Origin of the sequence: Paractinoplanes lichenicola (assembly GCF_016785085.1) — a bacterium.
In the GTDB taxonomy this organism is placed as follows: domain Bacteria; phylum Actinomycetota; class Actinomycetes; order Mycobacteriales; family Micromonosporaceae; genus Actinoplanes; species Actinoplanes lichenicola.
Map to the genome: position 1 here is coordinate 566,638 of NZ_JAENHO010000003.1, position 26,337 is coordinate 592,974.

The window sequence follows — 26,337 nt, forward strand, 5'->3', positions numbered from 1 at the left end:
CCGCTCGGGGACTACGTCTGAACCTGTGGCCGGTATTCCTCCGGGGTGAGGCCGAAAGTCCACGCGACTCCCTCGCGGGCGGTGCGGGTGCTCGGGGGAACGCGCAGCCAGTAGACGCGGCTCGTGCCGTCCGGCTCGGGGGTGGCGTTGACCACCTCGACCATGACCAGCGGCTCGTCGCCGGTGAGGGGCAGGAACCACAGGGTGCCGGTGTCGTCCTGGTGGAGGCTGCGGGCGCCGGCCTCTTGCAGGTAGCGCTCGTAGCCGAAGTGCTCCAGCATGACGCGACGCAACTCGGCGTTCGACTCGGCGCCGATGCGGTCGGCCGTCAGGTGGGGCAACTCCGCGGCGAGGTCGGTGGGGATGGGCATGCCGCGCCAGGCCCACAGGGCGTAGCCGTCGGGGTATTCGATGGCCGGGCCCTCGCCGCGATGCAGGCGGCCCACATTGTCGCGGGCCAGCAGCGACGGGCGCTCGGTGAGGATCGCGAACCGTGCCCCGGCCCACCACCAGCCGCAATGCCGGGCGACGGCGGCCAGGCCGGTGAGACCCGCCATCAGGCCGGAGTGCAGGCGGTCGGCGGCCTCGAAAGTGGACAGCCATACGCCGTCGTGCTGACCGTAGATCGCGTCGAGCAGCCGGGGCCGGGCCGTGGGGAAATCAGCGGTGAGGTCTTCGCCGAGACGCAGGCGGATCCGCCCGGCGACCCTGTCCATCACGAGCTCCCACGAGCGGCGACCGGCCGCGGCCCCCAACTGGGCCCAGCCCTCGGGGCCGAGCGCGGCCGAGGCTCGTTCGCGGGCGGCCGCCCACGGCTCGGTGCGAATCTGGCGGCGGACCGACGGGCCCATGCTCTGCCCCGGCGTCCAGCCTTGCCGGGTCAGCGCGTCGCGCACGGATTGCGCGTCGTGCACGGATGGCGCGTCGTGCACGGATTGCGCGTCCGAAGCCTGATTCGGCGTGCCGGAGGCGAGGATGGCGGCGGCCATGGCCCCGGCGCGGGGTGAGCCCAGCCAGTAGATGCGTTCGGGCTCGGGAAGACCGGCTTGGCGATAGGCCTCCCGGACCCCGGCCTCGGCGGCGGGGCGGCCGGCGGGGGCTGTGTCGAGGGCGGCGGCCAGCCACTGGTCTTCGACGGCGGCGGCCATGGCTTCTTGTTCGGGGGTCAGCCTCATCTCAGTCGGCCACTGGGCGGAACGAGCCAGGGATGTATTCGCGCTGGCGGACGACACGATAATGGCCGGCCGGAAGCGAGATCGGGCCGTGCTCCTCGTGGGTGACCCGCCCGTAGGAGGGGACCTCGACGAACATGCTGGACGGATCGTCGACGTCGGCCAGCAGCTGCAGCCCGGGTCCGCCGACCACGTGAGCGTGGCCGGTCGCCTCGCCGCGGGCCAGCACCATGCGGCCCTGACGATCACGCGGCACCGCCGAGCAGGGCGGCACATCGTCCTTGGCCACCGGCACGATCAACACGTCGCCTTGCCGATACATCAGCCCTCCCGAGGTCATCGACTCCGCAAACCGTATCGGCCGGGTACGACATTTCCGCGGGGGCGGAGACGGCCGCCGAAGGGCGGGGCAGGTGCCGTGTGGCGGGATTGCGCGGGCGGCGGAGGGGGAGAGGTGGGTGCCGCAAAGACGCGGCGGAGGAGGGGGAGAAGTGGGTGCCGCGAAGGCGCGGGCGGCGAGGGGAGGTGGGTGCCAAGAAGGCACGGGTGGCGAGGGAAGAGGTGGGTGCCACGTAGACGCGGGTGGCAGGAGGAGAGGTGGGTGCCACGAAGGCGCGGAGGCGGGCAGAAACGGGTGCCACGAACGTGCGGGTGGGAGGGGAAGAGGTGTGCCGCGAAGGGTGGTGGTGGACAAGCGAGGGCCAGGGGGTGGAGAGGCGCGGGCTAGGAAGGGACCGCGGGCGCCGGGAAGGCGACCGGAATCCGTTCGAGCAGCCCGTCCGCGTAGACGTCGCGGAGGCCGAGTGGCTTCAGGTGTACGTACCCGATGTGGCAGTCGCACAGCGAGTTCGTGCAGGGGCGCGGACGCAGGGCCGCCTGCCAAGAGCCGTCGTAGAGGTTGCCCAGTGGCGTCGGGATGAAATGGCACCGCCGTACGGTGCCGTCGCCCAGCACCGAGATCGCTGTCTCGCCCGCGTGGCACGGCAGGCCGAGCGACGGATGCGGCCGCACGCTGTCGCCGAACAGCGGGTCGAGCGCGGTCCACCGCTGCTCCTCGGCGGCCGTGTAGACATGACCGTCGGCTGCGTTGATCCACAGGTAGACCGACGGCGGCAGCGCGGAGCGCAGGGCCACCGCCGCGTCGTAGTGCGCGGGCAGCCCGACCACCCCGACCGAATAGCGCACTTTCAGCGTATCGAGGCGGCGGCAGCGGTCGAGGAAGCGTTCGAGATTTACCTGCCCCGGGTGATACGTCGCCCACAGCGCGGCCACCTGCGGGTCGGCGTCGGAGAGCCATTCGACCCGCGCGGCCAGGTTGGTCTGGATGGCCACGCGGGCGACGTGCGGCAGGTGGGACAGCCGCACGATCGTCTCGCGATACCAGCTGCGGGTCAGGCCTTCGCCCCACGGCGTGAAGAGGATCGACAGCCGCCGGTCGGTCGTCTCGGCGACCCACGAGGCGAAGCGCAGCAGGTCGGCCTTGTCGGCCCGGAGCAGCGCGGGCGGGTCGACGCGCTTGGCGAACGGGCAGTACGGGCAGTCGTAGTTGCAGCTGGCCAGCGGGCCCCGATAGAGCACGTAGAGATCGTTCATCGCGGCACGTACGCCCCCATCGCCTCGCGCACCGGGCCGGACACCAGCCACGGGCCGATGGCGTCGGACTGGGCGAGCCCGGCCGGGGTCAGCACACACCGGTCGTCGTGCAGCCAGCCCCGCTCGACCAGCTCGCCGAGTTGCGGGAAGTCGTCCACATGGGAGCTGCCGAAACGCGACTGATAAAGCGAAGAGTCGACCCCGTCCGCGCGGAGCAGCGACTTGAGCAGCCACCGCCGCCGTTGCTCGGTCTGGTCGAGATCGAAGCCGATTTCGGCGTACGAGAAATCGCTTTGGGGCCGGGTGAGGTAGTCGTCGATGACGGCCCGCACCTCGGAGACGCCGACCGCGTAGTCGAACGAATAGTGCAGCGAAGTCGTGTACGACCGGGCGCCGCAGCCCAGCCCGACCATCCCGTCGTCCTGGCAGCAGTAGTCGGGGCCGTCGATCACGGGCGCGTCCGCCCGGCGGAACTGCCGCATGGACCGCTGCGAGTAACCGGCGGCGGCGAGCACCTCGACGGCCTGCCGATAGAGCTCTTGCCGCTGCTGATCCCAGCCGGCCCGCCCGTTCGCGCGGCGGCCCAGACCGGTCAGCGGTCGCACATAGAGCGGGTAGAGGTAAAGCTCCTCGGGCGCCCAGCGAAGCGCCTCGTCGAGCGAGTGCTTCCAGGTGGCGGCGGTCTGCCCGTCGATGCCGTAGATCAGGTCGAGATTGAGCACCGGGATCTTCGCCGCACGGATCGTCTTGAGCGCGGCCAGCACCTCGGGCAGCCGTTGCGGACGACCGGCCGCGTGGGCCTCGGTGTCGAGAAAGCTCTGCACGCCCATGCTGACGCGGGTGACACCACGCTCGGCCAGCACCGACAGCCGGTCGGCGGTCGCGGTCGCGGGGGACGTCTCGACCGACACCGGCAACGGGTCGGAACCGAACGCCAACTCGACGATCTCGAACAGCGACGTCAGCTCGGGCGCGGTCAGATAGGTCGGGGTGCCGCCACCGATCGCGAGCTGGGCGAACGACGCGTCGGCGGCGAGCGAATCGCGCACCGCCACGGCCTGCCGGCGCAGCTGGGCCAGATAGGCCGTGACCTGCTCGGCGGGTGGGTTGGCCCGGGTGAAGAGGTTGCAGAAGCCGCAGCGCATCTCACAGAACGGCAGGTGGACGTACCCGAAGAGGGCCTTTTGATTCTCCTGGGCCCACACCTCGGTGAGTGGCCGGCGCGGCTCCAGGCGGCGATAGGCGGTCTTGTGCGGATAGGCGTAGAGATAGCCCTGATAGGGCGAGTCGTCGATATTCACAAGACAAAGCTCCCGTACGGCACTGTCCAGACCGCCTCGTGGGCGACGCGATGCCCGACGTGGCCGTCCTCCCCGTAGAGCGTGCCGTGATCCGAGCAGATGATCACCTGACACGGCCGGCCGCGGCTCGCCGCCAGGTCGAACAGCTCGCCCAGCCGGCCGTCCACATAGTCCAGCGCGGCCGCGTGGCTGGCCAGGCTGTCGTCGGTCGCGCCGGGCAGGTAGTGCTTGTTGGGCTGGTGCAGCGCGGCCACGTTGACGAAGGTGAACAGCGGCCGATCCGGGGGCAGGGCGGCGACGATCGAGGTCAGGCGGGCGATCTGCGCGCCGAGGCCGTCGGGCGCGGTGACACCGAAGTCGCTTTCCCAGTGCGACTCGGCGAACAGGTCCGGCAGCACCCGCCCGAGCGGCGCGGCCGGGTTGAAGAAGCCGACGCCGCCGAGGCAGACGGTGTGATAGCCCGCCGCGGCGAGCCCGGCCGGCAGGTCGGGGGCGTCGAAGACATAGGTCGACGGGCCGCTGGTCTCGCTGCCGCCGAACCGGGCCGCGAACAGCCGCTCGTGCGGGCCGGGGGTCACCGGGGTGGGCAGGAAGCCGGCGAAGAACGCGTGATGCGCCGCGTAGGTGAAGCTGGCCGGGGTGTGCCGCTCCTCCCAGCGCCCGCCGGGCAGGTGCCGGGCCAGCGTGGGGGTGCGACCGGCGGCGAGCTCGGCCACCGCGACGTCGTAGCGCAGCGTGTCGAGCGTGACGAGCAGCAGGTCGTGGCTCCCGATCAGCTCACGCACGCGCCGGCCCAGCTCTCGTAGCGCCCGTCGAGCAGGGCGGCCACTTCGGAGTCGTACGTGTCCTGGCCGTTGAGCAGGTCGCCGAACGCGTTGACCTCGGCCACCGCGTGCGAGCGCCAGCCCGAGCGGAACATCAGGTCGACGCCGACGTGCAGGCTGCGCGGGAAGCAGCGCGCGACCTCGACGCACGTATGCATGGCTTCCTCCCAGGCCGTGCTGCCCGCCGCCGCCCGGACGGCCGCCACCTCGCCCCGGGCGTTGCCGAGATGCAGGTTGGTCAGCGGGGTGCGGCTCGTGCGGGCCACGATGTGCGACGGCTCGCCCGCGATCACGACGACGCGCAGGTCGAGCACCCGATCGCCCAGCCCCGCCTTGGGGAACCAGCGCTCGACGTGCAGCCCGTCGGGCGCGAGCCGGTCGACGATGCTCGCGATCGTGGCCTCGTCGTCGTAACGCCGGACGCGCAGATTGTTGTGCAGCCGCCCCTCGGCGCCGATCTCGACCGAGGTCATCGCCATGATCCGCGACCCCGAGACGGCCAGCGCGAGCACGCCCGAGGCCGACGATCCGTGCGCGGGCTTCACAAAGACCCTTCCCCACCCGTACGTCGTCAGGGCCGCTCGCAGCGCGGCGAAGCTCGCCACCGGCGGCAGCGCGGGCGGCACCGGGATGCCCGCCTCCGCCAGCAGCGCGTGACAGCGCCGCTTGTCGTTCATGGTGAGGATGTCGCCGACCGGGTTGAGCAGCCGTCCGCCGCCCGCGGCCACCCGCTCGAGGGCCCGGGCCAGCCCCGCATAGGCCGCCGCCGCACCGACGATCTCACCCGGCAGGGCCGCCGAAGGCAAAGCGCTCCCGGGCGCGGCGGAAGAGTTGGCAGGGAGTGAAGGGACCGGCCCGCCGGAAGAGTTGGCGGGGAAAGAAGCAGGCGGCCCGGCGGAAAAAGGGCCGTCAGAGAAAGGGCTATCAGAGGAAGAGGCGGCCCGCAGCAGGACGTCCACTTCGGAGTCCTCGCCGGGTGAATCGATGCGCACGGTCGTGCCGGGGCCCGGCACCGGGCCGCCGGTGAGCACGTCGCGCCACGGAAAGATCGTGGGCGCGGGCAGCCCGGCCCGGGTCACGGCCTCGGTGAAGAGGGTGACCCGGCGGTTGGCCGGGTTGCCCACGACCGCGAGCCGCATTACTCCGACACCGCTGTGTATCGGCCCCACTCCTCTTCCTGCTGGCGGTCGGAGACGTCGACCTGGACGCCCGGCAGCTCCTCGACCAGACGCTGCGCGAGCTCCTCGCTCAGGAAGTGGTGGCTCAGGTTGAGCGACGTGAGGTGGGTGAGCGGCTGGCCGGCCAGCAGCGCCTCGCCGCCCGTGTCGGACAGCGCGCCCAGCGACAGGTCGAGCGCGCTCAGCCGGGCCACCACCGGCGCGGCGGCCAGGGCCGCGGCCACCTCGTCGGCGATCTCGGCGTTGCGCACCGCCAGCGAGGTGAGCGCGGGCAGCGCCCGGCCCGAGAGGATCGGCGCCAGGTCGTCGGCGCGGGCGTCGCCGCCGTAGTTGTCGACGCCGAGCCACAGCTCGAGGTGGGTGAGCTGGGGGAAGTCGGAGGCGCCGACGGCCCGGACGATCTCGGCGGGCAGGCCGCCCGACTCGAAGGCCAGCTCGCGCAGGCTCTCGTGGCGGACCGGCTTGAGCTCGAGACCGTCGGCGCCGCGCACCCACAGCCGCTCGAGCTGCGGGAACGCCTCGAACAGGGCGGTGATGTCGGCCTGCTTGATCCAGGAGATCTCGCACTGCTCGAAGGTGAGCTCGGCCGCGAACAGCGAGCGCAGCCGACTCAGCCGGGGCGCGTTGCGCACCAGCAGATCGACCGGGAAGGCGCGCCCGTAGGACTCGCCCCACTCGCCGACCACCAGCGCGCCGGGGCCGCCGTCGCCGGTGCGTTTCAGCAGGGCCTCGAGGGCCTGCTCGAGCTCCTCCTCGCCGGCGTCGAACTCCTCGGCCTCGAGGCGCCACGCCACGGCGGCCGGATCGTCGGGGGTCTCATCGGCGTCCCAGGCCACGATGGGAAGGCCCGCGAACGTGCTGATCTTCGAACTGATCGTCACGGGCGAGACCCTAGCAACGCCCCCCGACAAAATCCCGGTCAGCTCACCAGCTGGGGATACAGCAGCGTCAGGTCACCGGCGAGGGCCGACTTGACGCTCCGGGTGACGTCGTCGGCCAGCACCTCGTGGGCGTCGGCCTCGATCCCGTCCAGGGCGGCCGCGGCGACGTCGGCGGCGGCCGACTTGGGCGCGTCGATCCGCACCGTCATGTCGGTGTCGACATACGCCACGTGCAGCCCGGTCACCTTGATGCCGCGCTCGCGCAGCTTGAGCCGCAGCGAGTTGGTCTGCGACCACAGGGCCGCCTTGGAGGCGCTGTACGGCCCGCCGTCGGCCAGCCAGGAGAGCGCGGAGTGCACGTTGAGGATGTGGCCGCCGCCGTTGCGCTCCAGCACCGGCACGAACGCCCTGGTCACAAGCAGCGGGCCGTAGAAGTTGGTCTCCAGGTCGCGGCGGACGTCGCCGATCGGCGAGTCCAGGTACGACGCGCCGGCCGCCGCGCCCGCGTTGTTGATCAGAATCGTCACGTCGGCGGCCCGCTCGGCCGCCGCGGCGATCGACGCCTCGTCGGTGACCTCGAGCCGCAGCGGGATCGCGCCGGGGTGCGTGATCGTGCGCGGGTCGCGGGCGGTGGCGTACACCTTGGCCGCGCCCCGCGTGAACAGGTCGTCGACCAGCGCCTTGCCGATGCCGCGGCTGCCGCCGGTGACGAGGACGACCGAGTCCTTGATCGCAGTCATGCCAGCTGCCTTTCTCGTACGGATAAACCGATCGGTTTCCACGACCGTAAACCGATCGGTTTCCACCCGGCAAGGCCCTGTGATCTACGAAACCGATCGGTTTCCAGACCAGGTAGTCTGGTCGGGTGACCGTTACTCGAGACCGTCTGCTCGACGCGGCGGCCGACCTCTTCTATCGCGAGGGCCTCAGCGTGGGCGTCGAGGCGCTGACCAGGGCGGCCGGCGTCTCCAAGCGATCGATGTATCAGCTCTTCGGCAGCAAGGACGAGGTGGTCGCGGCCAGCCTCGACCGGATCGGGCCGGGCTTCAACGCGAGCCTGCTGCCCGCCGGCGACGCCGAGGGCGGCCCGCGCGAGCGGATCCTGCACGTCTTCCGGGTGCTCGACGAGGTGTCGGCGCAGGCGGGCTTTCACGGCTGCCCGTTCGTGGCCACCTCGATCGAGATCAAGGCGCCCGACCATCCGGCCCGGGCGGTCGCCCGGCGCTACAAGGACGGGCTGACCGCCTTCTTCCGGCACGAGGCGCAGGCGGGCGGGGTGGCCGAGCCGGAGCGGCTGGCCCGGCAGCTCACGATGACGTTCGACGGCGCCAGCGCGTGGGCCGTCATGCATGGCGGAGGGCTCGACCGGGAGGGCGTACGGATGGCCGAAACCCTGCTCGACGCCGCGGGCCTGCCCGCGAACTGAGAGAGGCCCGGCTCCCTCGCGGGGGCCGGGCCTCTGGTTCAGCTCGAGAGATCAGCAGGCGGTGTAGCCCGGGGAGACGGTCTTCCACACGCAGGCGTCGATGTTCGTGCCGGCCGCGTTGCGCAGGGTGGCCTGCTCGCCGTTGTTGTTCCAGACGTAGCCCACCTTGCCCGCGCGGCCCCAGTAGCGCTGGTTGCCGGCGTTGGTGCCCTTGCCGCTGCGGATGAAGACCGACGCGCCGGCAGCCAGGTTGTAGCTGGGGAACGTGTAGATGATCTTCGCCTGGTCGCGGACGGTCCAGCCCTTGAGGTTGATGGCGGACTTCGTCGTGTTGGTCAGCTTGGCCCACTCGGTGTTGAGGCTGCCGTTGCTGCCGGTGTCCACGCCGGGGGAGTCGTACTGGATCCCGGTGAACTTGACCGTGCCGACGGCCGGGCTCGGCGGCGGGGTGGTCGGGGTGCCGGCGCCGGCGATCCACTGCTTGGCCTCGGCCGAGGTGGCGCCGAGGACGCCGTTCGAGTCGTCGCCGCTGATGACCGCGCGGAAGGTCTGGTCACCGCTGGGCTGACCGGTGAGGGTGCTCAGGGTGTTGCCGGTCTTCTCGTCCGGGTCGGTGTCGAAAGACTTCACGTTCACCCAGCTGCTGCCCGACTTGCGCTGCACCTGCACCTTGAGGCCGGGCTGGTTGGGCAGGACGCTGATGCCGGCGATGGCCTGGCCGTTGACGACCGGGCTGGGCCGGCTGACCCAGAACGTCGGATCGATCCGGGCCTTGACCGTGATCCGTTCCGACTGGACGTCGCCCTGCTGCACCCGGAAGTAGAAGCCCGAGTCGAGGAAGCGCTTGATCGTGAACTTGCCGCTGGCGTCGGCCGTGGCGCTCACGTAACCAGCGGCGGTCGTCCAGTCGCGGGCACGCTCCCAGTTGTTCCAGCCGATGGAGGTTTCCCAGAGGTCGACCGTGGTGCCCGGGTCGGCGGTGCCCGTCATTTCGAACTCGGCGAAGCCGAGGACTTCTGCCGGACCGGAGAGGGTTGGTGTTGCGGCGGCCGAGGCGGGAGCGGCAATGGCGAACGTCGCCGCGACCCCGATCACGACGGCCTTGGTCACGAGCCTGGAGATCATTCGCAGCAGCGTAGTGCAGATGGGCGTCTCTTGTATGGCCCGGTAGGACAATTACGAACAACCATCAGGTCACCGACGAAGATGTCTTCCTTCGATGGGTTCCCGCGCTGTTCGGGCGTTTTATGTGTTCGACATTTTGTAAGACCGGTTCGTCGAGCGGCACTCGGTAGCGGTAGGTGATTCCCTCGTCACGGACAACGAAATCATCGGCGTCCGGACGGCGCCACGTGAGGATCATTTGGCCATATCGCTCGGCCAGTTTGACCAGCGCGGGAAAGCTGTCGACGTTCACGACCGGCTTCCCGGGCGGACTGTTCATCGGTTCGACATGCACCAAAAGGTGCTGATGGCGGCGTTCGATCTCCGCCCGGGTGCGCGGCGGCTCATTGCGACGAGTCCGCAAATAGATCAACAGCGCCCCGGCCATAGCGGTCAGAAACGCCAGAATCGCGTACGAACGGGCGGTGCTCGCGTTCATGACCTGGTGTCCGAAGATGGCGACTTCGCGTGCTTGGACTGTTGTTGCAGGAGTGGCGCCGGCCGATGAGCTGAGCGAGCTGCCGGCCACCACGATCAGCTGTACGTCGTTCATCTCGAACCGGGTGGTCGCGGTGAAGGGCGCGATCCCGGCCGAGCTGACGAGGCTGCGGAGCTCGATGGCGATCGGGTTGCCGACCCCCACGCCGGTCGCCCGGGACGCGGCGGCGGCACGGTCGCTCAGCGCCTTGAGGTCGAGCCGCACGGTCCGCTGGTAGGCCGAGCCGGTGAACTGCTGGGCGGGCACGAGCGCCATGGTCGTACGCCAGCCGGTGCCGTTGGTCAGCTCGGCGCCGAGCGCGAAGGTGCCGGGCGGCCCCTCGTACCGGGTGCGCAGGTCGATGCGGTCGGTCAGCCGGCGGAAGACCGGGTCGGGCGACGTCACCGTCGTGCCGTCGTAGGCGGGCGACGGCGGGACCCGGGCCGAGTAGGAGAACGTGGTCGTCTGCGCCGGTCCCGGCGGCACGGCGACGGTCGCGGTGACGGGTTTCGTCCAGCCGACCAGGCCGAGGCCGAGTGCGAGGCCGGCGATCGCGGCGGTGGCCACGGCCAAGGCGCGTACGTGGGCCGGCATGCGTTCGAGGATCCGGACGACCTCCGCCGCCTGCGCCCACGAGCCGGCTTGGCGAGACATGGCCTTCACTTTCTTCTTCCGCCGGCCCCTCGGGACCTGCCTGCGGGTCAGCGTCGCCGTCGTCCCGCCGCCGGCGATCAAGAACACGATCATCCCCAACCCGGACGGGCTCAGGAGAGGTTTCAGCCAAATGCCGCCGTGCGGGACGTGCAGGGCCGCCTTGCCGATCAGCTGGGCCGCGGTGGGGTGGGGAAGGTCGACGGACTGGTTGTTGTCACCCTTGAACACGAAGCCGCCCGCCGCCGAGCCGCCGATGATCCGGTGCAGCACCCGCTGACCCGACTTGGCGTCCCGGTAGGCCGCGATGTCGCCGATCCCGTACGAGCTCCGGCGCGCGACCACGACGAGGTCGTCCTTGTAGTAGACGGGGTTCATGCTCACGCCGTACGTGATGACGTAGGAGACGCGCTCGGTGGCGACCGCCCATACGCCGACGGCCGTCACCCCGAGGACGACGGCCACGATCAGATGGCGGATCGGATGGCGAATGAGCACCCCACGACGAAGAAAAGAAGCCTGCGACCCGAGGTGATCGAGTCGCAGGCTTCATTCAAACGTGATTACGAGGTCGGCATCTGCGAGTTCGCGGCGACCACCGCGATCTCGATCTTGCTGAGGGCGTTGTAGTACTTGTTGGCGCCGACCACGCAGCTGTAGTTCGTTCCGGTCAGGATCTGGGTGCAGGTGATCCAGTCCGACACCGGCTTCGACGCGCCTTCGGTGCCGCCCGTGCCGGTCACCCGGGCGAGAACGGTAGATCCGGCCGCGACGGTGGAGGAGCCGTTCGGGGCCGTGATCTCGGCCGAGACGCCGGTGATCTCGTTGGGGCTCAGGAGCGGCTGGACCACTCGGGCGGACTTGACGATCGCGAGCCCGTTGACGGTGACGCTGATGCTGCCGCCGCCGGTGACGCCGCCGGCGAGGCTGCTGTCGGCCTCGACGCCCGGCGCGGTGAAAGCGGACGCTCCGGCCGCGACGGCCCCGGCCGCGATGACGCCACCGATGATGCGAGTCAAGTTGCCCATATTTCGTTCCCCCCGTTGATGTCCCTTGCACCTGTTGATTCGGCCCTCGGTCGAGGCGGAGAAGTGCTAACTGGTTGCAAGCCGATGCGGGCGGTCTGGGACAGTGGGGGAAATGCCTGAACGGGAGCTCCACGCCGACTGCTCGCGCTGCGTCGCCCTCTGCTGTGTCGCGCCGGCCTTCGCCAAGTCGTCCGACTTCGCCATCGACAAGCCGGCCGGCACACCCTGCCGCAACCTCGGCGACGACTTCCGCTGCACGATCCACGAGCGGCTCGACAGCAGCGGCTTCCACGGCTGCGTCGTCTTCGACTGCTTCGGGGCGGGGCAGCGGCTGACCCAGGAGACGTTCGGCGGCGCCGACTGGAGGCAGCGGCCCGAGATGTTCGCCGCCCTGCCGATCATGCGGCAGCTGCACGAGCTGATGTGGTTCGTCACCGAGGCGCTCAAGCTGGACGAGGCCCGCCGCGTACATCCGAAGCTGCGGGACGCTCTCGCCGAGACCGACCACCTCGCCGCCGGCTCGTCGGCGGAGCTGCGCGGCCTCGACCTGGACGCGATCCGGCGCCGGGTCAACCCGCTGCTGCAGCGGGCCAGCGAGCTCGCCCGGGCCTCGTTCCCGAAGCGGAAGGATCACCGCGGGGCCAACCTGATCGGCCGCCGGATGCGCGGGGCCGACCTGCGCGGGGCGAGCTTCCGGGGTGCGCTGCTGATCGGAGCCGACCTGCGCGACGCCGATCTTCGCCGGGCCGACTTCACGGGCGCGGACCTGCGCGGGGCCGATCTGCGTGGCGCCGATCTCACCGGAGTGCTTTTCTTCACCGATTCGCAGCGTCGCGCGGCGGTCTCGTCAAGCGGATAGAAACATCGCAGCCCTAGGATGTCCTGATGCAGGATGTGTCGGGTGTGGTTTGGCTGCTGACTGTTCTCGGCATCATCGGTCTGCTGCTGTATGACTTCTTCTTCCACGTACGCAAGGCGCACATCCCCTCGCTCGGCGAGGCGACCCGCTGGACGATCGTCTACGTCTCGATCGCCGTGCTCTTCGGCGTCGGGGTGTGGATCTTCGGCGGCAGCGACATGGGCGCCGAATACTTCGCGGGCTATGTCACCGAGAAGGCGCTCTCGGTCGACAACCTGTTCGTCTTCCTGTTGCTGTTCTCGAGCTTCAAGGTGCCCCGCGCCGACCAGCAGAAGGTGCTGCTCGTCGGCATCGTGGTGTCGCTGCTCGCCCGCACCGGGTTCATCTTCCTGGGCTCGGCGCTGATCAACTCGTTCGCCTGGGTGTTCTACCTGTTCGGGCTGATCCTGCTGATCACCGCGGGCAACCTGCTGCGCGAGCAGCGCAACGACGACGAGGCGCCGGACAACTTCGTGATCAAGGTGGCCCGCCGCCTGCTGCGCACCTCGGACGAGTACGACGGCGACAAGCTGTTCACCGTGCAGGACGGCAAGCGGGTCCTCACGCCGATGCTGCTGGTCATGGTGGCGATCGGCGGCACCGACATCCTGTTCGCGCTCGACTCGATCCCGGCGATCTTCGGCCTGACCCAGAACGTCTATCTGGTCTTCACGGCCACCGCGTTCTCGCTGCTCGGCCTGCGCCAGCTGTACTTCCTGATCGACGGGCTGCTCGACCGGCTGGTCTACCTCTCGTACGGGCTGGCCGCGATCCTCGCCCTGATCGGCGTCAAGCTGATCCTGCACGCCATGCACGAGAACAACGTGCCGTTCATCAACGACGGCGAGCCGATCCACGTCGCCGAGATCTCCACGGCGCTGTCGCTCTCGCTGATCATCGGGATCCTGGTCGTCACCGTGGTGGCGTCGCTGCTCAGCCCCAAGGGCCGGGCCCAGACGTACGTGGCCGCGGCGCGCCGGCACGCCAACGAGTTCCTCGACATCGAGAAGGACCCGGCCTACTGCGACGAGATCTTCCACCGTCTGCTGGTGGAGGAGGCGCACCTCAAGAGCCTGCCCGAGCGCTACCGGGCCCGGATCCGCGCCGAGGACGAGCTGATGGCGCTGCTGCAGCGGGCGCACAAGGTGCACGACGAGCGGGTCGCCAACGGCACCTGCTTCGTGCCGGCGGGCGCCCCGCTGGCCAAGGAATCACCCTTGAAGAGCGCCGAGAAGTAGAAGCGCGAAGACGCCGAGAAGGAGAAGCGGGAAGACCGGGCCGCCCCGAGACGGCCCGGTCCTCATCAGCCCTGGCGGTGGCTGCCCCGTCCGCTGCTGCCCACCTCGCCATCGTGGCGAGCGCCGCTGCCGCCGGCGCTGCCGCCGCGCACGCGAGCCGCGTTGCCGGCGAAGCGGGCGGCCGTGCGCCGGACCGACTCGGCCCGGTCACCGGCCTCGCTCTGGCTCACCCATTCCTCGGCGGCGGCGCGAGGCCGGGGCGCCGTGGCGGGCGGGACGTCGAGATAGGCGGAAAGGTTGGTCTGGTTCTCGAACTCGGCGAGCGGGCTCGCCCCGGCGGTCGCGCCCCCGGCGACCAGGCTGGCCACGCGGGCGGCGAGGTCGGCGGCGCGGGAGTCGAGGTCGGGCTGCCCGGTCAGGGTGGCGTCGTCGGCCGGCCGGGCCGACCAGGCCCGGCGCTGCGGCACCTCGGGGCGGACGTCGATCTGCGGGCGGGCCGGGTCGGCGACCGGGCCGAGGCTGTCGAGCGCGGGCCGGATGTCGGACGGCGCGGGGACGACGACGGGCGGCCCGGACACGACGACCGGCGGCCGGATGTCGTACGAGCGCTCGGCGGCCGGGATCTCGGAGGAGGGGTAGGCCACCGTGGCATAGCCGGGGCGGGCATCCTGAGCGGGCGAGGCCGGCGCGGTGGAGACCGGGGCGGCCGAGGTCGGCATGGCGGAGACGGGCTTGTTCGTCTCGACCGACACCGCCCCGATCAGCGACACCGTCTGGCCCTCGCCGCCCGGGAAGTTGGTGAACTCCGGGCCGATCACGAGGCGGGACAGCATGCGCAGCTGCGGCGGGGCGATGCCGAGGTCGGTCGCGTGCTCCACGCGGTAACGGGCGATGGCCTGCCGGAGCGTGTTCGCGACCCGGTCGGCGTCACCCACCGTGGTCAGATCGCCACCCGCGAAGACTAGCGCGGGGAAGCTGCCGCCGGGGCCCGCGCAGACGAGCTGGATCTGGGTCACGGTGGCCTGCCGGCCCGTGTCGCGGTTGCCGGGCTGCACCCGCAGGTGCTGCGGCCAGGGCCAGCGCAGCTCGCCGGTGTCGGCGGCGCCGGGGCCGCGATAGAGCACCCGCTGGTCGGTCACGACGACCTCGGTCTCCTCGGGCAGGGTCCACCGGGGGAGCGAGGCGGGCTCGTCGAACGCGTACTCCGCCACGGCGGTGTGGCCGCTCCACAGGATGCGCTCGGAGTCGGTCGAGATCGTGTCGCGTAGCGCAGCGTAGTACTCGGGCATGCGTGTTCCCCCCACTGTCGCCGCGCCCCGATAACGCGACCGTTACCGATTACAACCTTGTGACCTCGCGCAAACAAGTCGGCAGCCGCGAATCACACCGGATTTCCTGACGAGAACACGACAGGCCGAAAATACTTGCACGATCGGCCGACGCGATGTTACGTACGGTTACCGAAGAGGCCGACCGGTGGGGACGGTGATGCCACGGCGACACTGTCCGTGACGGGCTTCGTGCCCCCGGCGAAGCGGTCGAGGTCGGTCTCGAGCCGCCCGGGAAACCAGTCCCCGGCGGCCCGGCGGGCGAGCCCGGCCACCGGCGGCGGGGTGCGCCCGGCGATGACGACGAGGTTGCCGTAGCGGCGGCCGCGCAGCACGGAGGCGTCGGCCACGAGACACGCCTCGGGCAGCGCGGCGCGGATCGTGGCGACTTGGACCTTGGCGTGGCGCAGCGGCGGCCCGTCGGTGACGTTGGCGATCAGGTGGCCGGCCGGGTCGAGCACGCGGGCCAGCTCGTGCGCGAACTCGACCGAGGTCAGGTGGGCCGGGGTGCGGGCGCCGGCGAAGACGTCGAGCACGATCAGGTCGTAACCGCTGTCGCGCATGCCCTCGACGGCGGCGCGCGCGTCCCCCACCCGTACGCGGATGTTGGCCTTGGGCGGCAGGGGCAGGGCCTTGCGCACGAACTCGACCAGCGGGCCGTCGATCTCGACCACGCGCTGGGCCGAGCCGGGCCGGGTGGTCGCGAGGTAGCGGGGGATCGTCAGGGCGCCGCCACCCAGGTGCAGCGCGCGCACCGGCTGCCCGGGCGGGGCCAGCAGGTCGATCGCCGCGGCCATCCGGCGTACGTACTCGAATTGCAGGTGGGTGGGGTCGGCCAGGTCGACGTGCGACTGCGGGGCGCCGTCGAGCAGCAGGGTGAAGGCGGTGTCGCGGTCGGGGTCGGGCAGCAGCTCGGCGACCCCCGACGCCACCGTCTCGACCAGTCGTTCCGACCTCTTGCGCTGCGCCACGCAGCAAGTATCCACGGCCGCCGAACAGCCCGTTCGGGGTTATTTGGGGGAAAACGACTCATCCGGCCGAAAAGATACTCAAGACTTGGGTCTGCGCGACAGAGGAGGTACAGCCGTGTCCACGAGCAATGTCTTGGCGCAGATCATCGGCGAGCAGCAGCGACGCCCGCCGACGCCCCCGGCGGCCGGGGACATGCCCGCGATCATCGCGGCGGCTCAGGTCGAGGCCGGCCCGCCGTTGAAGATCCGGCGGCACCTGGCCGAGGAGGGTCCGGCGTTCTGGCGCTGGGACTGCGCCAACTGCGGCGAGTACGGCGGGGGCCGGCATCACTCGGATGCGATCAACCGGGCCACCCGGCACTGCGCGGAGCACCCGGAGCACCGCTCCTCGCTGCTGCCGCCGCTGCTGTGCCGGCAGCGCGACAGCTACATGCCGCCGCACCCCATGCTGTTCGCGGTGGACGACGACCCGCCGCCCCCGCCGCTCGCTATCTGAAACCCTGCTATGGGCGGGTGTCGCCCTGGCCGGTGCGCTTCTGGGCCTCGTCGACGGCCCGGTCGATGTGCGAGCTGTGCTTGTGGCCGGTGCGCTTGTCGACCTCGTCGCCGATCTTCTCGAGCGCCTGGTCGACCTTCTCGTCGTTCTTGTCGAGGAAGTCCTTGGCCTTGTCGAGGAAACTCATCGCTGTGCCTTTCGTTGGTTGAGGATCGCGGCGATCGTACGAACCCGCGGATCCTCGGCGATCGCCTCGAGCCCGGCGGTCAACGGCATCCGCCAGTTCGGGTATTCGTTCATAGTGCCCGGCAGGTTGGGCTGCGCGAGCTCGCCGAGCACGTCGTAAAGCGATGCGGTGACAAAACGGCACGGCGTACGGGCCAGGAACTCGTGCATCGCCACGATGATCTCGTCGTCCGAGGCGCCCGCGGCGATCAGGCCGTCGCCCTCGAGGACGGCCACCAGAGCGTCGCGGTCGCGCCGGGCGTTGCGCCGCTCCTCCTCGACCGGCCCGGCCAGCTGGTCGAGCTCGGCCCGCACCCGCACCTGCTCGCCGGTCAGGAACCCGGCCGCGGTCGGCAGGTCATGGGTCGACACCGAGGCCAGGGCGTTGCGCTTGTAGTCCTCGGCCGGCACGAACGGCTGGTCCGGCTCGGTCCACTCGCGGGTGAAGTAGAGGACGGCCGAGCCGAGCATGTTCATCCGCTCCAGCGTCTCGGTGACCGCGGGCTGCACCGTGCCCAGATCTTCGCCGATCACCACCGCGCCCGCGCGCGAAGCCTCCAGGGCCAGGATGCCCAGCATCGCCTCGGGGTCGTAGTGCACGTAGGTGCCCTCGGCCGGTCCCATGCCCGGCGGCACCCACCACAGCCGCCACAGCCCGGCCACGTGGTCGACGCGCAGGCCACCCGCGTGCCGGAAGATCCGCCGCAGCATGTCCCGGTACGCCGCGTACCCGGTCTCGATCAGCATGTCGGGCCGCCAGGCGGCGAGCCCCCAGTCCTGGCCGAGCTGGTTGAACGCGTCCGGCGGGGCGCCCGTGTGCACGCCCGCGGCCAGCACGTCCTGCAGCAGCCAGCCGTCGGCGCCGTTCGGGTCGATGCCCACGGCCAGGTCGTGCACGACGCCGACGGGCATGCCACCGGCGCGGGCCGCCTCGTTGGCCGCCTCCAGCTGGGCGCCGAGCAGCCGCTGGAGCCAGGCGTGATAGGCGATCCGGTCGCTCTGGAACTCCCGGACGGCGGGGGAGTCGGGGCGGCGCAGCTCCTCCGGCCACTCCGTCCAGTTCGGCCCGTGCCGCTCGGCCAGCGCGCAGAACCGGGCGAAGTCGGTCAGGCCCGGGTCGGACTCCAGGTCGACGTCGCCCGCCATCGGCCAGAGCAGGTCGAGCGCCGCCCGTTTGGCCTGCCAGACCGCGCTGTAGTCGATCAGGCCGTCGGCGGTCGGGGCGGGCTTGAGCCGGTCGACCGCGGCCCGCACGCCGGGATCGGCCCGGCGGTATTCGTCGGTGTCGGCGATCCGCAGGTAGAGCGGGTTGGCGAAGCGGCGGCTGGACGGCGAGTACGGCGAGGCCGGCACGGGCAGCGTCGGGGTGATCGCGTGCAGCGGGTTGAGCAGCACCAGGCCCGGGTCGCCCGAGACGGTCAGGAACTCGCGCAGGTCGCCCAGGTCGCCCATGCCCCACGAGCGCGCCGAGTGCAGCGCGTACAGCTGCACCATCCAGCCCCAGGTCTGCGGCGGCTCGGGGAGCTCGGTGGGCACGACGACGAGCGTCACGTCCTGGTCGCCGACGTGCAGGCGGTGCCAGCCCAGCGGCAGATCGGCCGGGATCGCGCTCACCTCACGCGTCGTGCCGTCCTCCAGCGTGATCGTGGCCGGTCCGGGCAGCTCACGGGTGCCGCCCTCGCGCACGACGACGGTTCCCGGCATCAGACCGAGAGCCTTCCTTTCCCGTACGGCGGAAAGCTCCTCGCGAATCGCCGAGGGGCCGGTCGCGTCGACCCCCAGCAGGCCCAGCACGCCCACCACCGACTCGTCGGCGACGTCCTTGCGCTCGCGATGCCAGTCCTCGTACCACGTCGCCACCCCGTGCGCCGCCGCCAGTTCCGCCAGATCGGCGTTCATCCGGGCCCCTCTCGTCTCACTGCCGCTGGTCATACCCTGCCCGATGAGGGGGTAGTCCGGGGACATGTCGTTGCGAGGATCGGTCAGGATGGGACACATGTCTGCAGTGGTGAAGTTCTGGTCGCGCCTGTCCGCCGCCGTTCTCGGGGCGACGCTGGCCCTCGTCGTGCCCGTGCACGCCTGGGCCGCGAGCACCGGTGTGACCGACATCGCGGTCGAGGCAGCGCGCTCCCGGCGGCGCGGCGGTTTCGGGTTCTTCGGCATCTTCGGCGCCGTGTGCTGCCTGTTCGTGGTGGCGGCGATCGTGCTGGTGATCGTCCTGGTCGGCCGGAACCGCAAGCGGCGCGACGACGGCTCCCCGCGGAAGTAGGCGTTTTCCCGAACCGCGGTGATCTTGGGTGAGCGCGACCTAGCGTTGAAGGATGCGGATCCGCGCTCACCACGTCCGGTCGGTCGCGTTGGCCGCCGGGGTCGCCGTGACCCTGTGCGTCCCGCTCGCCATCTCGGTGGCCGCCGGCGCCGACGACACCGTGCTGATCACCCGGGGCCGCCCGGCGATCGCGTCGTCGAACACCGGCGCCGAGGTCGCCGCGCGGGCCAACGACGCGAGCACGGTGACCCGCTGGGCCAGCGTGACCGGGCCGGGCACGCAGTGGGTGCGCATCGACCTGGGCTCGGTGCAGCGGATCGAGCGGGTCCGCCTGACCTGGGCGAGCACGTACGCCCGGACGTATCGGGTGCAGGCGTCGATCGACGGCTCGAACTGGACCGACCTGTACGCGACCTACGCGGGCAACGGCGGCGCCGACGACCTCAAGCGGCTCAGCGGCAACGGCCGTTACCTGCGGGTGCTGGCCACCCAGCGGGCGCGCACGAGCGGGGGCTACGCGCTGCGCGACGTGCGGGCGTACGGGCCCGCGGCCAAGGTTCTGCCCGCCGCGGCGCCGGCGACCGGCTCGCTCGTCTCGGGGCTGGAGGACACCCGCAAGAAGGAGCGGGCCATGCAGCTCGTCTCCAGCGCGGAGAACTCGACCCTGACGTGGCGGCACCAGTTCGCCTACATCGAGGACATCGGTGACGGGCGCGGCTACACGGCCGGGATCGTCGGCTTCACCTCGGGCACGTCGGACATGCTGGCCGTGGTCACCGAATACACCCGCCGCAAGCCCGGCAACGGCCTGGCCAAATATCTGCCCGCGCTGCGCGCCGTCAACGGCTCCGACTCGCACGCCGGCCTCGACCCCGGCTTCCCGGCCGCCTGGCGGGCCGCCGCCGCGGATCCGGTCATGCAGCGGGTGCAGGAGAACGCGCGCGACACGTATTACTTCAATCCGGCGCTGCGGTTCGCCCGGGCCGACGGGCTGCGGGCGCTCGGCCAGTTCGCCTATTTCGACGCGGCCGTGATGCACGGGGTGTCGGGCCTGCGGGCGATCCGGGCCGCGGCCCTGCGCACGACCAAGACGCCGGCCCAAGGCGGCGATGAACTGGCCTATCTGAACGCGTTCCTCAACGCCCGGGTGGCGGAGATGCGTACGGAGGAGGCTCATTCCGACGTGAGCCGGGTCGAGACCGCCCAGCGGATGTTTCTCCGCCGGAGCAATCTCGACCTGACCACGCCGCTCAACTGGAAGGTCTACGGCGACGCCTACCGCCTCGCGGGGTGACGCCTACGCCTTCGTCCACTTCTGGTTGGTCGTGCCGCCGCAGTCCCACAGCTGGAGCTGGGCGCCGTTGTTCGCGTTCCAGTCCTTGATGTCCACGCACCGGTTGGCCGAGAGGTTCACCAGGTCGCCGGCGCCCGAGAGGGTCCAGCGCTGCACCGGGTTGCCGTTGCAGGTGACGAGCTGGATCGGCGTGCCGTTGGTGAGCGCGCCCCCGGCCGGGTCGAAGCACTTGCCCAGCGCGGTCAGCGTGCCGTTGGAGTTGAAGGTCCACTTCTGGGCGCCGCTGTTGTTGCAGTCCCACATCTGGATCCGTACGCCGTCCGCGGCGTTGCCGTTCGGGATGTCGATGCAGCGTCCGCTGAACGTGCTCTTGAGCATGGTGCCGCCGGTCGAGGGCGGCGGGGTGGTGCCGCCGTCGTTGTTCCAGGCGTTGACGCGCACCCAGTCGACGAGCATGGTCTGCGGGAGCACCGTGCTGCCGTCCGGGTAGCCGGGCCAGTAACCGCCGACCGCCACGTTCAGGATCATGAAGAAGTTGTGGTCGAACACCCACTGGCCGGGCAGGTTGGCCGGAGTGACCCGGAAGTACTCGGATCCGTCGAGGAACCAGCGGATCAGGTTGGGCGACCACTCCACGGCGTAGTTGTGGAAGTCGTTACCGAGCGGCGCACCGTTGACCCGGTTGCCGCCGATGCTCGCGCCGCCGGAGTAACCGGGGCCGTGCACCGTGCCGTACAGGGTGTTGGGCTCCTTGCCGACGTTCTCCATGATGTCGATCTCGCCGGTGTTCGGCCAGTTGTTGCCGCCCAGCATCCAGAACGCCGGCCAGATGCCCTGACCCTTCGGGATCTTGATGCGGGCCTCGAACTTGCCGTACGTCTGCGCGAACTTGTCAGCGGTCAGGATGCGACCCGACGTGTATTGACAGGTGCCGTAGTGGCACTGGTAACCGGCCGGGTTCTCGCGGCGGGCGGTGATCTCGAGCTGGCCCGCGCCGTTGACCCGGACGTTGCTCGTGGAGTTGGTGTAGTACTGCTGCTCGTTGTTGCCCCAGCCGCTGCCGCCGATGTCGAACTTCCACTTGCTGGAGTCGATCGGGCCGGCGGCGCCGTTGAACTCGTCGGACCAGGTGACGGCTCCGACCGCGGCTTCGGCGGTGTCGTTGCGGCCGGCGGCGAACAAGCCGCCGGTGAGGGTTGTCGCGATCACAGCCGCGGCGAGAAGCACTCTGGCTTTACGCATGGGGGATGCCTCCGGGGGAAGAGGTGCGTATCGGAAACAGTCTTTAAAGATTGACGGCCTACGGTCAAGGGAGACTGGTTCCGGAACCCCGGATAACGCCTTTTCTTACAACTTCTTGAAAAGATTGGGCAGGGCGGACGGCTCCCACCCGGGCAGCGCGGTGTGCGCCGCCTTGACCTCGTACGTCGCGCCCTCGAAGGTCACCCGGTCGCCGACCTGATAGTCGGTGAACGTCTTCCACGCGGCGGGCTTGGCCGGCGGCGGCGTGGTCGGTGCCGCGGACGTCGGCGTGGCGGACGTCGGCGTGGCGGACGTCGGCGTGGCGGACGGGGTTGTCGGCACCGGCATCGGCTTGGCGCCCGCGGTCACCTTGACGAAGTCGACTTCCATGCGGCCCGGCCGGCGTCCGTCGGTGGCCAGGTTGAGCACCAGCGCGATCGGCAGCCCCGGCTCGTCCGGCGTCAGCTTGAGGCTCGGCGTGCCGTCGACCGACCAGATCACGGCCTCCGGCGACCAGTCGATCGCGTACGTGTGGAACCGGCGGCCCGAGGTCGGATCGGCGTCCTTGTCGAGCACTTCGACGTCGCCGCGCAGCACCCGGCCGAACTTGTCGACCGCCCCGAACGCGCGCCACGGCCCCGTCGAGCGCCGCACCTTGATCCGGGCCTCCGCGTGCCCGTACGGCTCCGCGAACGCCTGCCGGGTGCTGATCAGCCGGTCGACGACGAGGTTGCCGTCGCCGTCCAGGCGGCCGTTGCGCTCGTCGCCGTCGAGCAGCCACCGGGCCGGGTCGAGGGGCTCGCCGCGCCGGCCGTCGAAGGAGTCGTCGAAGACCGGACGGTGCTCGGCCGCGACGGCCACGCCGCCCTGACCGGTGAAGAAGACGGCGCCGGCCAGCCCGGCCCCGGCGACCACGAGGGCAAGTGCCGCACGTGGTCTGATCCGCCATCCAGCCTTGCTCACCATCGCCCCCTGTACGTCACAGCAGGCACACCCTCGTAAAAGTGAGAGCTTCTCGCAAGATCGGCGCCGAGTTCTTAAGACTCGCTTAAGGAAGATCGGCTGGAGACCCGCACGGTCGTGCCCTCGGCACTCGTCGTGAGGCGGAACGTATCGGTCAGCTCCTCGGCCAGCCACAGGCCCCAGCCGCCGGGCTGATCGGCCGCCGGGCGCACCGTGGGCTCGTGCCGCCGGGCCGGCAGCCCGCCCCCGGCGTCGCTCACCTCGCACACCACGTCGCCGTCGGACGACCACATGACGACGCGCCCGGCGCCGCCGCCGTGCCGCACCGCGTTGGTGAGCAGCTCGTTGACCGCCACCACGAAATCGTCCAGGCGGTCGCCGCGCAGTCCGGCCGACCCGGCACAGGACGCGACGGAGTGACGCAACGTCGTGATGGCGTCACGGTCGAAGGTCTGAGAGAGCAAAATCTCGGTGCCGATGCCTTCGACCGTAGGCCACGTCTGATCTTCCCGCAGGGCGGGCCACGGGTGGCGCATCTCATGTGGGATCGTCGGCGCATGCCGGACGCGCGGAACAGTGGGCTCGAGGCGCCGCTGTGGCGAGCGATCGCGGTCTATCGAATCGCCGCCCTGACGTACGCGACGATCCTGGTCATCGGCAACATCAGCTACTACAAGCGACCGATGCTGGCCTGGCCGGTGCTCGCCGTGATGGCGGCGTGGACGGTCTTCACCACGTACGCGTACGCCGATCCGGCCCGCCGCCGCGCCCCGCTGTTGCTCACCGACATGGCGGTCGTGATGGCCGCGCTCACCGCGAGCATCGAGATCGTCGGCCGGCACTCGCTCGAGACCGGCCGGCCCACGCTGGCGGTCGCCTGGCACGTCGCGCCCGTGCTGTGCTGCGCGGTGCGGTTCGGCCGCCGGGGTGGCATCGCCGCCGCCCTCGTCATGGGGGCCACCGACCTGCTCGTGCGGGCCCACTACGACCAGTCCGCGCTCACCGGCTCGGTGCTGATGCTGCTGGCCGCGATCGCCGTGGGGTATCTCGTGCGCATCGCCGAGGTGGCCCAGGAGCGGCTCGAGCGCGCGGTCGAGCTCGAGGCGGCCACCCGGGAGAGGGAACGGCTGGCCCGCGACATCCACGACTCCGTGCTGCAGGTGCTGGCGCTGGTCAAGCGGCGCGGGGCCGGGCTCGACGGCGAGGCCGGGGAGCTGGCCCGGCTGGCCGGCGAGCAGGAGGCGGCGCTGCGCACCCTGGTCGGCGGGCGGCAGGCCGCGGTCGATCCGGTCGGCGACGAGCTCGACCTGATGGCCCTGCTGCACCCGTACGCGACGGCCGACGTCACCGTCTCGGGCCCGGCCGGCGCCGTCCCGCTGCCCGCGCACGCGGCCCGGGAGCTGCGCGCCGCGGTGGCCGCCGCCCTCGACAACGTGGCCCGGCACTGCGACCCCGGCACGAAGGTCTACCTGTTCGTGGAGGACGACCCCGGCCAGGTGGTGGTGACCGTGCGCGACGACGGCTGCGGCATCGAGCCCGACCGGCTGGCCCAGGCCGAGGCGCAGGGCCGGCTCGGCGTCGCCCAGTCGATCCGCGGGCGCATCGGCGACCTGGGCGGCGAGGTGCGGATCGTCTCCGCGCCGGGCCAGGGCACGGAGGTCGAGATGAGCGTGCCGCGCGTCCCGATATCGTGACGGGCATGACGGCAGCGATCCGGGTGATGGTGGTCGACGACCACCCGATGTGGCGTGAGGGCGTCAGCCGCGACCTGACCGCGGCGGGCTACGACGTGGTGGCGACCAGCGGCGAGGGCCGGCAGGCCGTGCGCATCGCGGCCGCGGCCCGGCCCGACGTCGTCGTGCTCGACCTGCAGCTCCCCGACGTGTCGGGCGTCGAGGTGATCAACGGTTTGCAGACCGAGGTGCCCGGCGTACGGGTTCTGATGCTCTCGGCCAGCGGCGAGCAGCAGGACGTGCTGGACGCCATGAAGGCCGGCGCGACGGGCTACCTGCTCAAGTCGGCCGGCCAGGCCGAGTTTCTCGACGCGGTGAGCCGCACGGCGGCCGGCGACACCGTCTTCACCCCCGGCCTGGCCGGGCTGGTGCTGGGCGAGTTCCGGCGGCTCGCCGTGACCGAGCCGGCCGGGGCCGACGAGGGCGCGCCGAAGCTCACCGAGCGCGAGACCGAGGTGCTGCGGCTGGTGGCGAAGGGCCTGTCGTACAAGCAGATCGCCGAACGGCTCGTGCTGAGCCATCGCACGGTGCAGAACCACGTTCAGAACACGCTCGGCAAGCTCCAGCTGCACAACCGCGTGGAACTCACGAGATACGCCATCGAGCAGGGGCTCGACTGACTCACTCGTACTTGGGGGCGTTCGTCTCGTGCATGGCGAGCTCCTCGGCGCTCGCGCCACCGCCCGACGCGCCCGCGTCGTAGGCCACGCTGTCGGCCTCGTCGTCGAAGCCGTAACCCTCGTCGGGCGCGACCAGGCGGCCCACCGGCTGCGGGTCGGCGTCGTCGAGCTGGCCGTCGTCGTAGAGCGAGACCTGCGAGTCGGGATCGGAGGTCGGGCTCGCGCCCCACACGTCGGCGTCGAAGTTGCGCTGCTCGGAGCTGTCGACGGTCTCGTCGACGGGGTCACGGTTCGGCTGGACCTCGTCCTCCGCGCCGAAGTCGGGCTCCTCCTGGCGCAGCCGGCGGTCGAGGGACTCGCCCTCCCGCTGCTCCTCCGCGGTGTCGCCAAAGCGGTTGGAGCCGCCCGGTCCGACGCCGGCCAGCGCGGCCGGGTCGGCGCCGTCGGCCCAGCGCCCGGTCTCCACCTCGTCGTACGCGGTCGAATCGTCATCCGCGGTGTCGGGCAGGCCGGAGGCCTCCGGGTCGGACACCTCGGCGGGGTAGTCGTTGTCTCGCATGACGGCAATCTACCCGCGGACGGGGGCTTGCATGCTTGCCGCCGAGACGTCGTTTTCGTCCCCGTTCTCCCGCGCGAGCAGTGCCCACACCACTTTGCCGCCGTCGAGCCGCAGGCTGCCCCAGTGCGCGGCCACCGAGTCGATCAGAAGCATCCCCCGGCCCCCGTACGCGGTGGGGGGCACCGGGCTGCCCGAGAACGTGGGCACGTGGTCCGAACGGTCGCGCACGGCCACGCTGAGGCCGTCGCCGTGCGCCGCCACGAGCACGACCATCGGCGTACGGGCGTGCACGACGACGTTGTTGACGAGCTCGGTGACCACGATGCAGGCCGGGCCGGCCAATTCGGGCCGCTCCCAGCGGGCGCAGGCCTCGGTGATCAGCTCGCGGGCGCGGCGGGCGGCGCCCAGGGCCGGCTCCAGGTCGAGGCCGAACCGGTGGTCGGGGTCGGGCCGGCCGATCTCGGCGATCGCCTCGGGCGCGCTCGGCCAGATCGGCCAGCCCAGGCCGGGCCAGGCCGCCCCGCCGCGGACGTCGCACAGGGCGAGATGGGCGCCGGGCCAGTCGGCGGTCTCGTCGCGCAGCTCCCGCAGCACGGCCAGCACGAGAGGCGCGGGCAGGATCAGCTCGCCGGTGTCGACCAGCAACGCCTCGGGCTGCTCGGCCAGCACGTCCAGCAGGGCCGCACGCAGCGCCGGGGCGGTGTCGGCGTCCAGTTCCCCGGTCAGCCGGACCAGCGGGTACTCCGACCCGCGATCGACCAGATGCCGCAGCTCGCTCGCCATGATCGCTCCATTGTGCATAACG

The 26,337-nt window shown here is 71.1% G+C and carries 28 protein-coding genes; 8 read left to right on the top strand and 20 right to left on the bottom strand.

All coding sequences use genetic code 11. The features are described 5' to 3' along the window. Positions 1-11: 11 nt before the first annotated feature. The 8 genes from JKJ07_RS11745 to JKJ07_RS11780 all read right to left on the bottom strand — a co-directional run bounded on the left by JKJ07_RS11745 (position 12) and on the right by JKJ07_RS11780 (position 7,689). A complete protein-coding gene (locus JKJ07_RS11745) occupies positions 12-1,148 on the bottom strand; it encodes a DUF6745 domain-containing protein (RefSeq protein ID WP_236028728.1) in 1,137 nt (378 codons plus the stop codon). A gap of 28 nt (positions 1,149-1,176) precedes the next feature. Next, positions 1,177-1,494, bottom strand: coding sequence for a DUF8820 family protein (locus JKJ07_RS11750; RefSeq protein ID WP_202991483.1), 318 nt, complete (start codon positions 1,492-1,494; stop codon positions 1,177-1,179). A gap of 401 nt (positions 1,495-1,895) precedes the next feature. Continuing rightward, entirely contained in the window at positions 1,896-2,765 is an 870-nt protein-coding gene (locus JKJ07_RS11755; RefSeq protein WP_202991484.1) for an STM4011 family radical SAM protein, read from the bottom strand. Beyond that, positions 2,762-4,066, bottom strand: coding sequence for an STM4012 family radical SAM protein (locus JKJ07_RS11760; protein WP_202991485.1), 1,305 nt, complete (start codon positions 4,064-4,066; stop codon positions 2,762-2,764). Before JKJ07_RS11760 ends, JKJ07_RS11755 begins: the two co-directional genes overlap by 4 nt. Continuing rightward, complete coding sequence (locus JKJ07_RS11765; RefSeq protein WP_202991486.1) at positions 4,063-4,851, bottom strand: STM4013/SEN3800 family hydrolase; 789 nt, start codon at positions 4,849-4,851, stop codon at positions 4,063-4,065. The genes JKJ07_RS11760 and JKJ07_RS11765 overlap by 4 nt, the downstream gene beginning before the upstream one ends. Further along, positions 4,839-6,029, bottom strand: a complete 1,191-nt coding sequence (locus tag JKJ07_RS11770) for an STM4014 family protein (RefSeq protein ID WP_202991487.1) — start codon at positions 6,027-6,029, stop codon at positions 4,839-4,841. Before JKJ07_RS11770 ends, JKJ07_RS11765 begins: the two co-directional genes overlap by 13 nt. After that, entirely contained in the window at positions 6,029-6,949 is a 921-nt protein-coding gene (locus JKJ07_RS11775) for an STM4015 family protein (protein ID WP_202991488.1), read from the bottom strand. The genes JKJ07_RS11770 and JKJ07_RS11775 overlap by 1 nt, the downstream gene beginning before the upstream one ends. A gap of 38 nt (positions 6,950-6,987) precedes the next feature. Continuing rightward, positions 6,988-7,689, bottom strand: coding sequence for an SDR family oxidoreductase (locus JKJ07_RS11780; protein WP_202991489.1), 702 nt, complete (start codon positions 7,687-7,689; stop codon positions 6,988-6,990). 125 nt (positions 7,690-7,814) lie between these two features. Between JKJ07_RS11780 and JKJ07_RS11785 the strand changes: the two genes are divergently transcribed. Continuing rightward, entirely contained in the window at positions 7,815-8,375 is a 561-nt protein-coding gene (locus tag JKJ07_RS11785) for a TetR/AcrR family transcriptional regulator (RefSeq protein WP_202991490.1), read from the top strand. 51 nt (positions 8,376-8,426) lie between these two features. On the opposite strand, the gene JKJ07_RS11790 is transcribed toward JKJ07_RS11785, so the two are convergent. The 3 genes from JKJ07_RS11790 to JKJ07_RS11800 all read right to left on the bottom strand — a co-directional run bounded on the left by JKJ07_RS11790 (position 8,427) and on the right by JKJ07_RS11800 (position 11,696). After that, complete coding sequence (locus tag JKJ07_RS11790) at positions 8,427-9,500, bottom strand: lamin tail domain-containing protein (RefSeq protein ID WP_236028730.1); 1,074 nt, start codon at positions 9,498-9,500, stop codon at positions 8,427-8,429. A 64-nt stretch (positions 9,501-9,564) separates the two neighbouring features. Then, the gene (locus JKJ07_RS11795) at positions 9,565-11,166 is read right to left on the bottom strand and encodes a DUF5305 family protein (protein WP_307834215.1); all 1,602 of its coding nucleotides are present in this window, start codon (positions 11,164-11,166) and stop codon (positions 9,565-9,567) included. Between the two features lie 65 nt (positions 11,167-11,231). Then, entirely contained in the window at positions 11,232-11,696 is a 465-nt protein-coding gene (locus JKJ07_RS11800) for a hypothetical protein (RefSeq protein WP_202991491.1), read from the bottom strand. Positions 11,697-11,808: 112 nt separating this feature from the next. Between JKJ07_RS11800 and JKJ07_RS11805 the strand changes: the two genes are divergently transcribed. Together JKJ07_RS11805 and JKJ07_RS11810 are read left to right on the top strand one after the other, a co-directional pair. Beyond that, positions 11,809-12,555, top strand: coding sequence for a pentapeptide repeat-containing protein (locus tag JKJ07_RS11805; protein WP_202991492.1), 747 nt, complete (start codon positions 11,809-11,811; stop codon positions 12,553-12,555). A gap of 26 nt (positions 12,556-12,581) precedes the next feature. Further along, on the top strand, positions 12,582-13,832 hold the full coding sequence (locus tag JKJ07_RS11810; RefSeq protein ID WP_202991493.1) for a TerC family protein: 1,251 nt from the start codon (positions 12,582-12,584) through the stop codon (positions 13,830-13,832). A 65-nt stretch (positions 13,833-13,897) separates the two neighbouring features. On the opposite strand, the gene JKJ07_RS11815 is transcribed toward JKJ07_RS11810, so the two are convergent. After that, positions 13,898-15,121, bottom strand: coding sequence for a translation initiation factor 2 (locus JKJ07_RS11815; RefSeq protein WP_202991494.1), 1,224 nt, complete (start codon positions 15,119-15,121; stop codon positions 13,898-13,900). Positions 15,122-15,279: 158 nt separating this feature from the next. Beyond that, positions 15,280-16,131 (bottom strand): spermidine synthase, encoded by an 852-nt coding sequence (locus JKJ07_RS11820; RefSeq protein WP_202991495.1) that lies wholly within the window; start codon positions 16,129-16,131, stop codon positions 15,280-15,282. Positions 16,132-16,246: 115 nt separating this feature from the next. Between JKJ07_RS11820 and JKJ07_RS11825 the strand changes: the two genes are divergently transcribed. Beyond that, positions 16,247-16,627, top strand: coding sequence for a hypothetical protein (locus JKJ07_RS11825; protein ID WP_307834216.1), 381 nt, complete (start codon positions 16,247-16,249; stop codon positions 16,625-16,627). Positions 16,628-16,634: 7 nt separating this feature from the next. Here the strand turns inward: JKJ07_RS11825 and JKJ07_RS11830 are convergent, their stop codons facing one another. Together JKJ07_RS11830 and malQ are read right to left on the bottom strand one after the other, a co-directional pair. Beyond that, positions 16,635-16,814, bottom strand: coding sequence for an antitoxin (locus JKJ07_RS11830; RefSeq protein ID WP_202991496.1), 180 nt, complete (start codon positions 16,812-16,814; stop codon positions 16,635-16,637). Then, entirely contained in the window at positions 16,811-18,751 is a 1,941-nt protein-coding gene (gene malQ / locus JKJ07_RS11835) for a 4-alpha-glucanotransferase (protein WP_202991497.1), read from the bottom strand. Before malQ ends, JKJ07_RS11830 begins: the two co-directional genes overlap by 4 nt. Positions 18,752-18,848: 97 nt before the next feature. Here malQ and JKJ07_RS11840 point away from each other — a divergent pair, with 97 nt between their 5' ends. Next, positions 18,849-19,121: a hypothetical protein gene (locus JKJ07_RS11840; RefSeq protein ID WP_202991498.1), complete on the top strand. Its 273-nt coding sequence runs from the start codon at positions 18,849-18,851 to the stop codon at positions 19,119-19,121. Positions 19,122-19,173: 52 nt separating this feature from the next. Further along, entirely contained in the window at positions 19,174-20,415 is a 1,242-nt protein-coding gene (locus tag JKJ07_RS51680; RefSeq protein WP_202991499.1) for a chitosanase, read from the top strand. Positions 20,416-20,418: 3 nt separating this feature from the next. Here JKJ07_RS51680 and JKJ07_RS11850 read toward each other — a convergent pair whose 3' ends face one another. The 3 genes from JKJ07_RS11850 to JKJ07_RS11860 all read right to left on the bottom strand — a co-directional run bounded on the left by JKJ07_RS11850 (position 20,419) and on the right by JKJ07_RS11860 (position 23,156). Further along, positions 20,419-21,657 carry a glycoside hydrolase family 16 protein gene (locus JKJ07_RS11850; protein ID WP_202991500.1) on the bottom strand — a complete coding sequence of 413 codons (1,239 nt, stop codon included), beginning with the start codon at positions 21,655-21,657 and terminating at the stop codon, positions 20,419-20,421. Between the two features lie 105 nt (positions 21,658-21,762). Beyond that, positions 21,763-22,620, bottom strand: coding sequence for a carbohydrate-binding protein (locus tag JKJ07_RS11855; protein WP_202991501.1), 858 nt, complete (start codon positions 22,618-22,620; stop codon positions 21,763-21,765). Between the two features lie 74 nt (positions 22,621-22,694). Then, positions 22,695-23,156: an ATP-binding protein gene (locus tag JKJ07_RS11860; protein WP_202991502.1), complete on the bottom strand. Its 462-nt coding sequence runs from the start codon at positions 23,154-23,156 to the stop codon at positions 22,695-22,697. Between the two features lie 21 nt (positions 23,157-23,177). Between JKJ07_RS11860 and macS the strand changes: the two genes are divergently transcribed. Together macS and JKJ07_RS11870 are read left to right on the top strand one after the other, a co-directional pair. Next, positions 23,178-24,314, top strand: coding sequence for a MacS family sensor histidine kinase (macS, locus tag JKJ07_RS11865; protein ID WP_202991503.1), 1,137 nt, complete (start codon positions 23,178-23,180; stop codon positions 24,312-24,314). 5 nt (positions 24,315-24,319) lie between these two features. Next, entirely contained in the window at positions 24,320-24,973 is a 654-nt protein-coding gene (locus tag JKJ07_RS11870; RefSeq protein WP_236028732.1) for a response regulator, read from the top strand. A gap of 1 nt (position 24,974) precedes the next feature. Here the strand turns inward: JKJ07_RS11870 and JKJ07_RS11875 are convergent, their stop codons facing one another. Continuing rightward, a complete protein-coding gene (locus JKJ07_RS11875) occupies positions 24,975-25,532 on the bottom strand; it encodes a DUF5709 domain-containing protein (RefSeq protein WP_202991504.1) in 558 nt (185 codons plus the stop codon). Between the two features lie 9 nt (positions 25,533-25,541). Continuing rightward, positions 25,542-26,315 carry an ATP-binding protein gene (locus JKJ07_RS11880; RefSeq protein ID WP_236028733.1) on the bottom strand — a complete coding sequence of 258 codons (774 nt, stop codon included), beginning with the start codon at positions 26,313-26,315 and terminating at the stop codon, positions 25,542-25,544. Positions 26,316-26,337 lie beyond the last annotated feature (22 nt).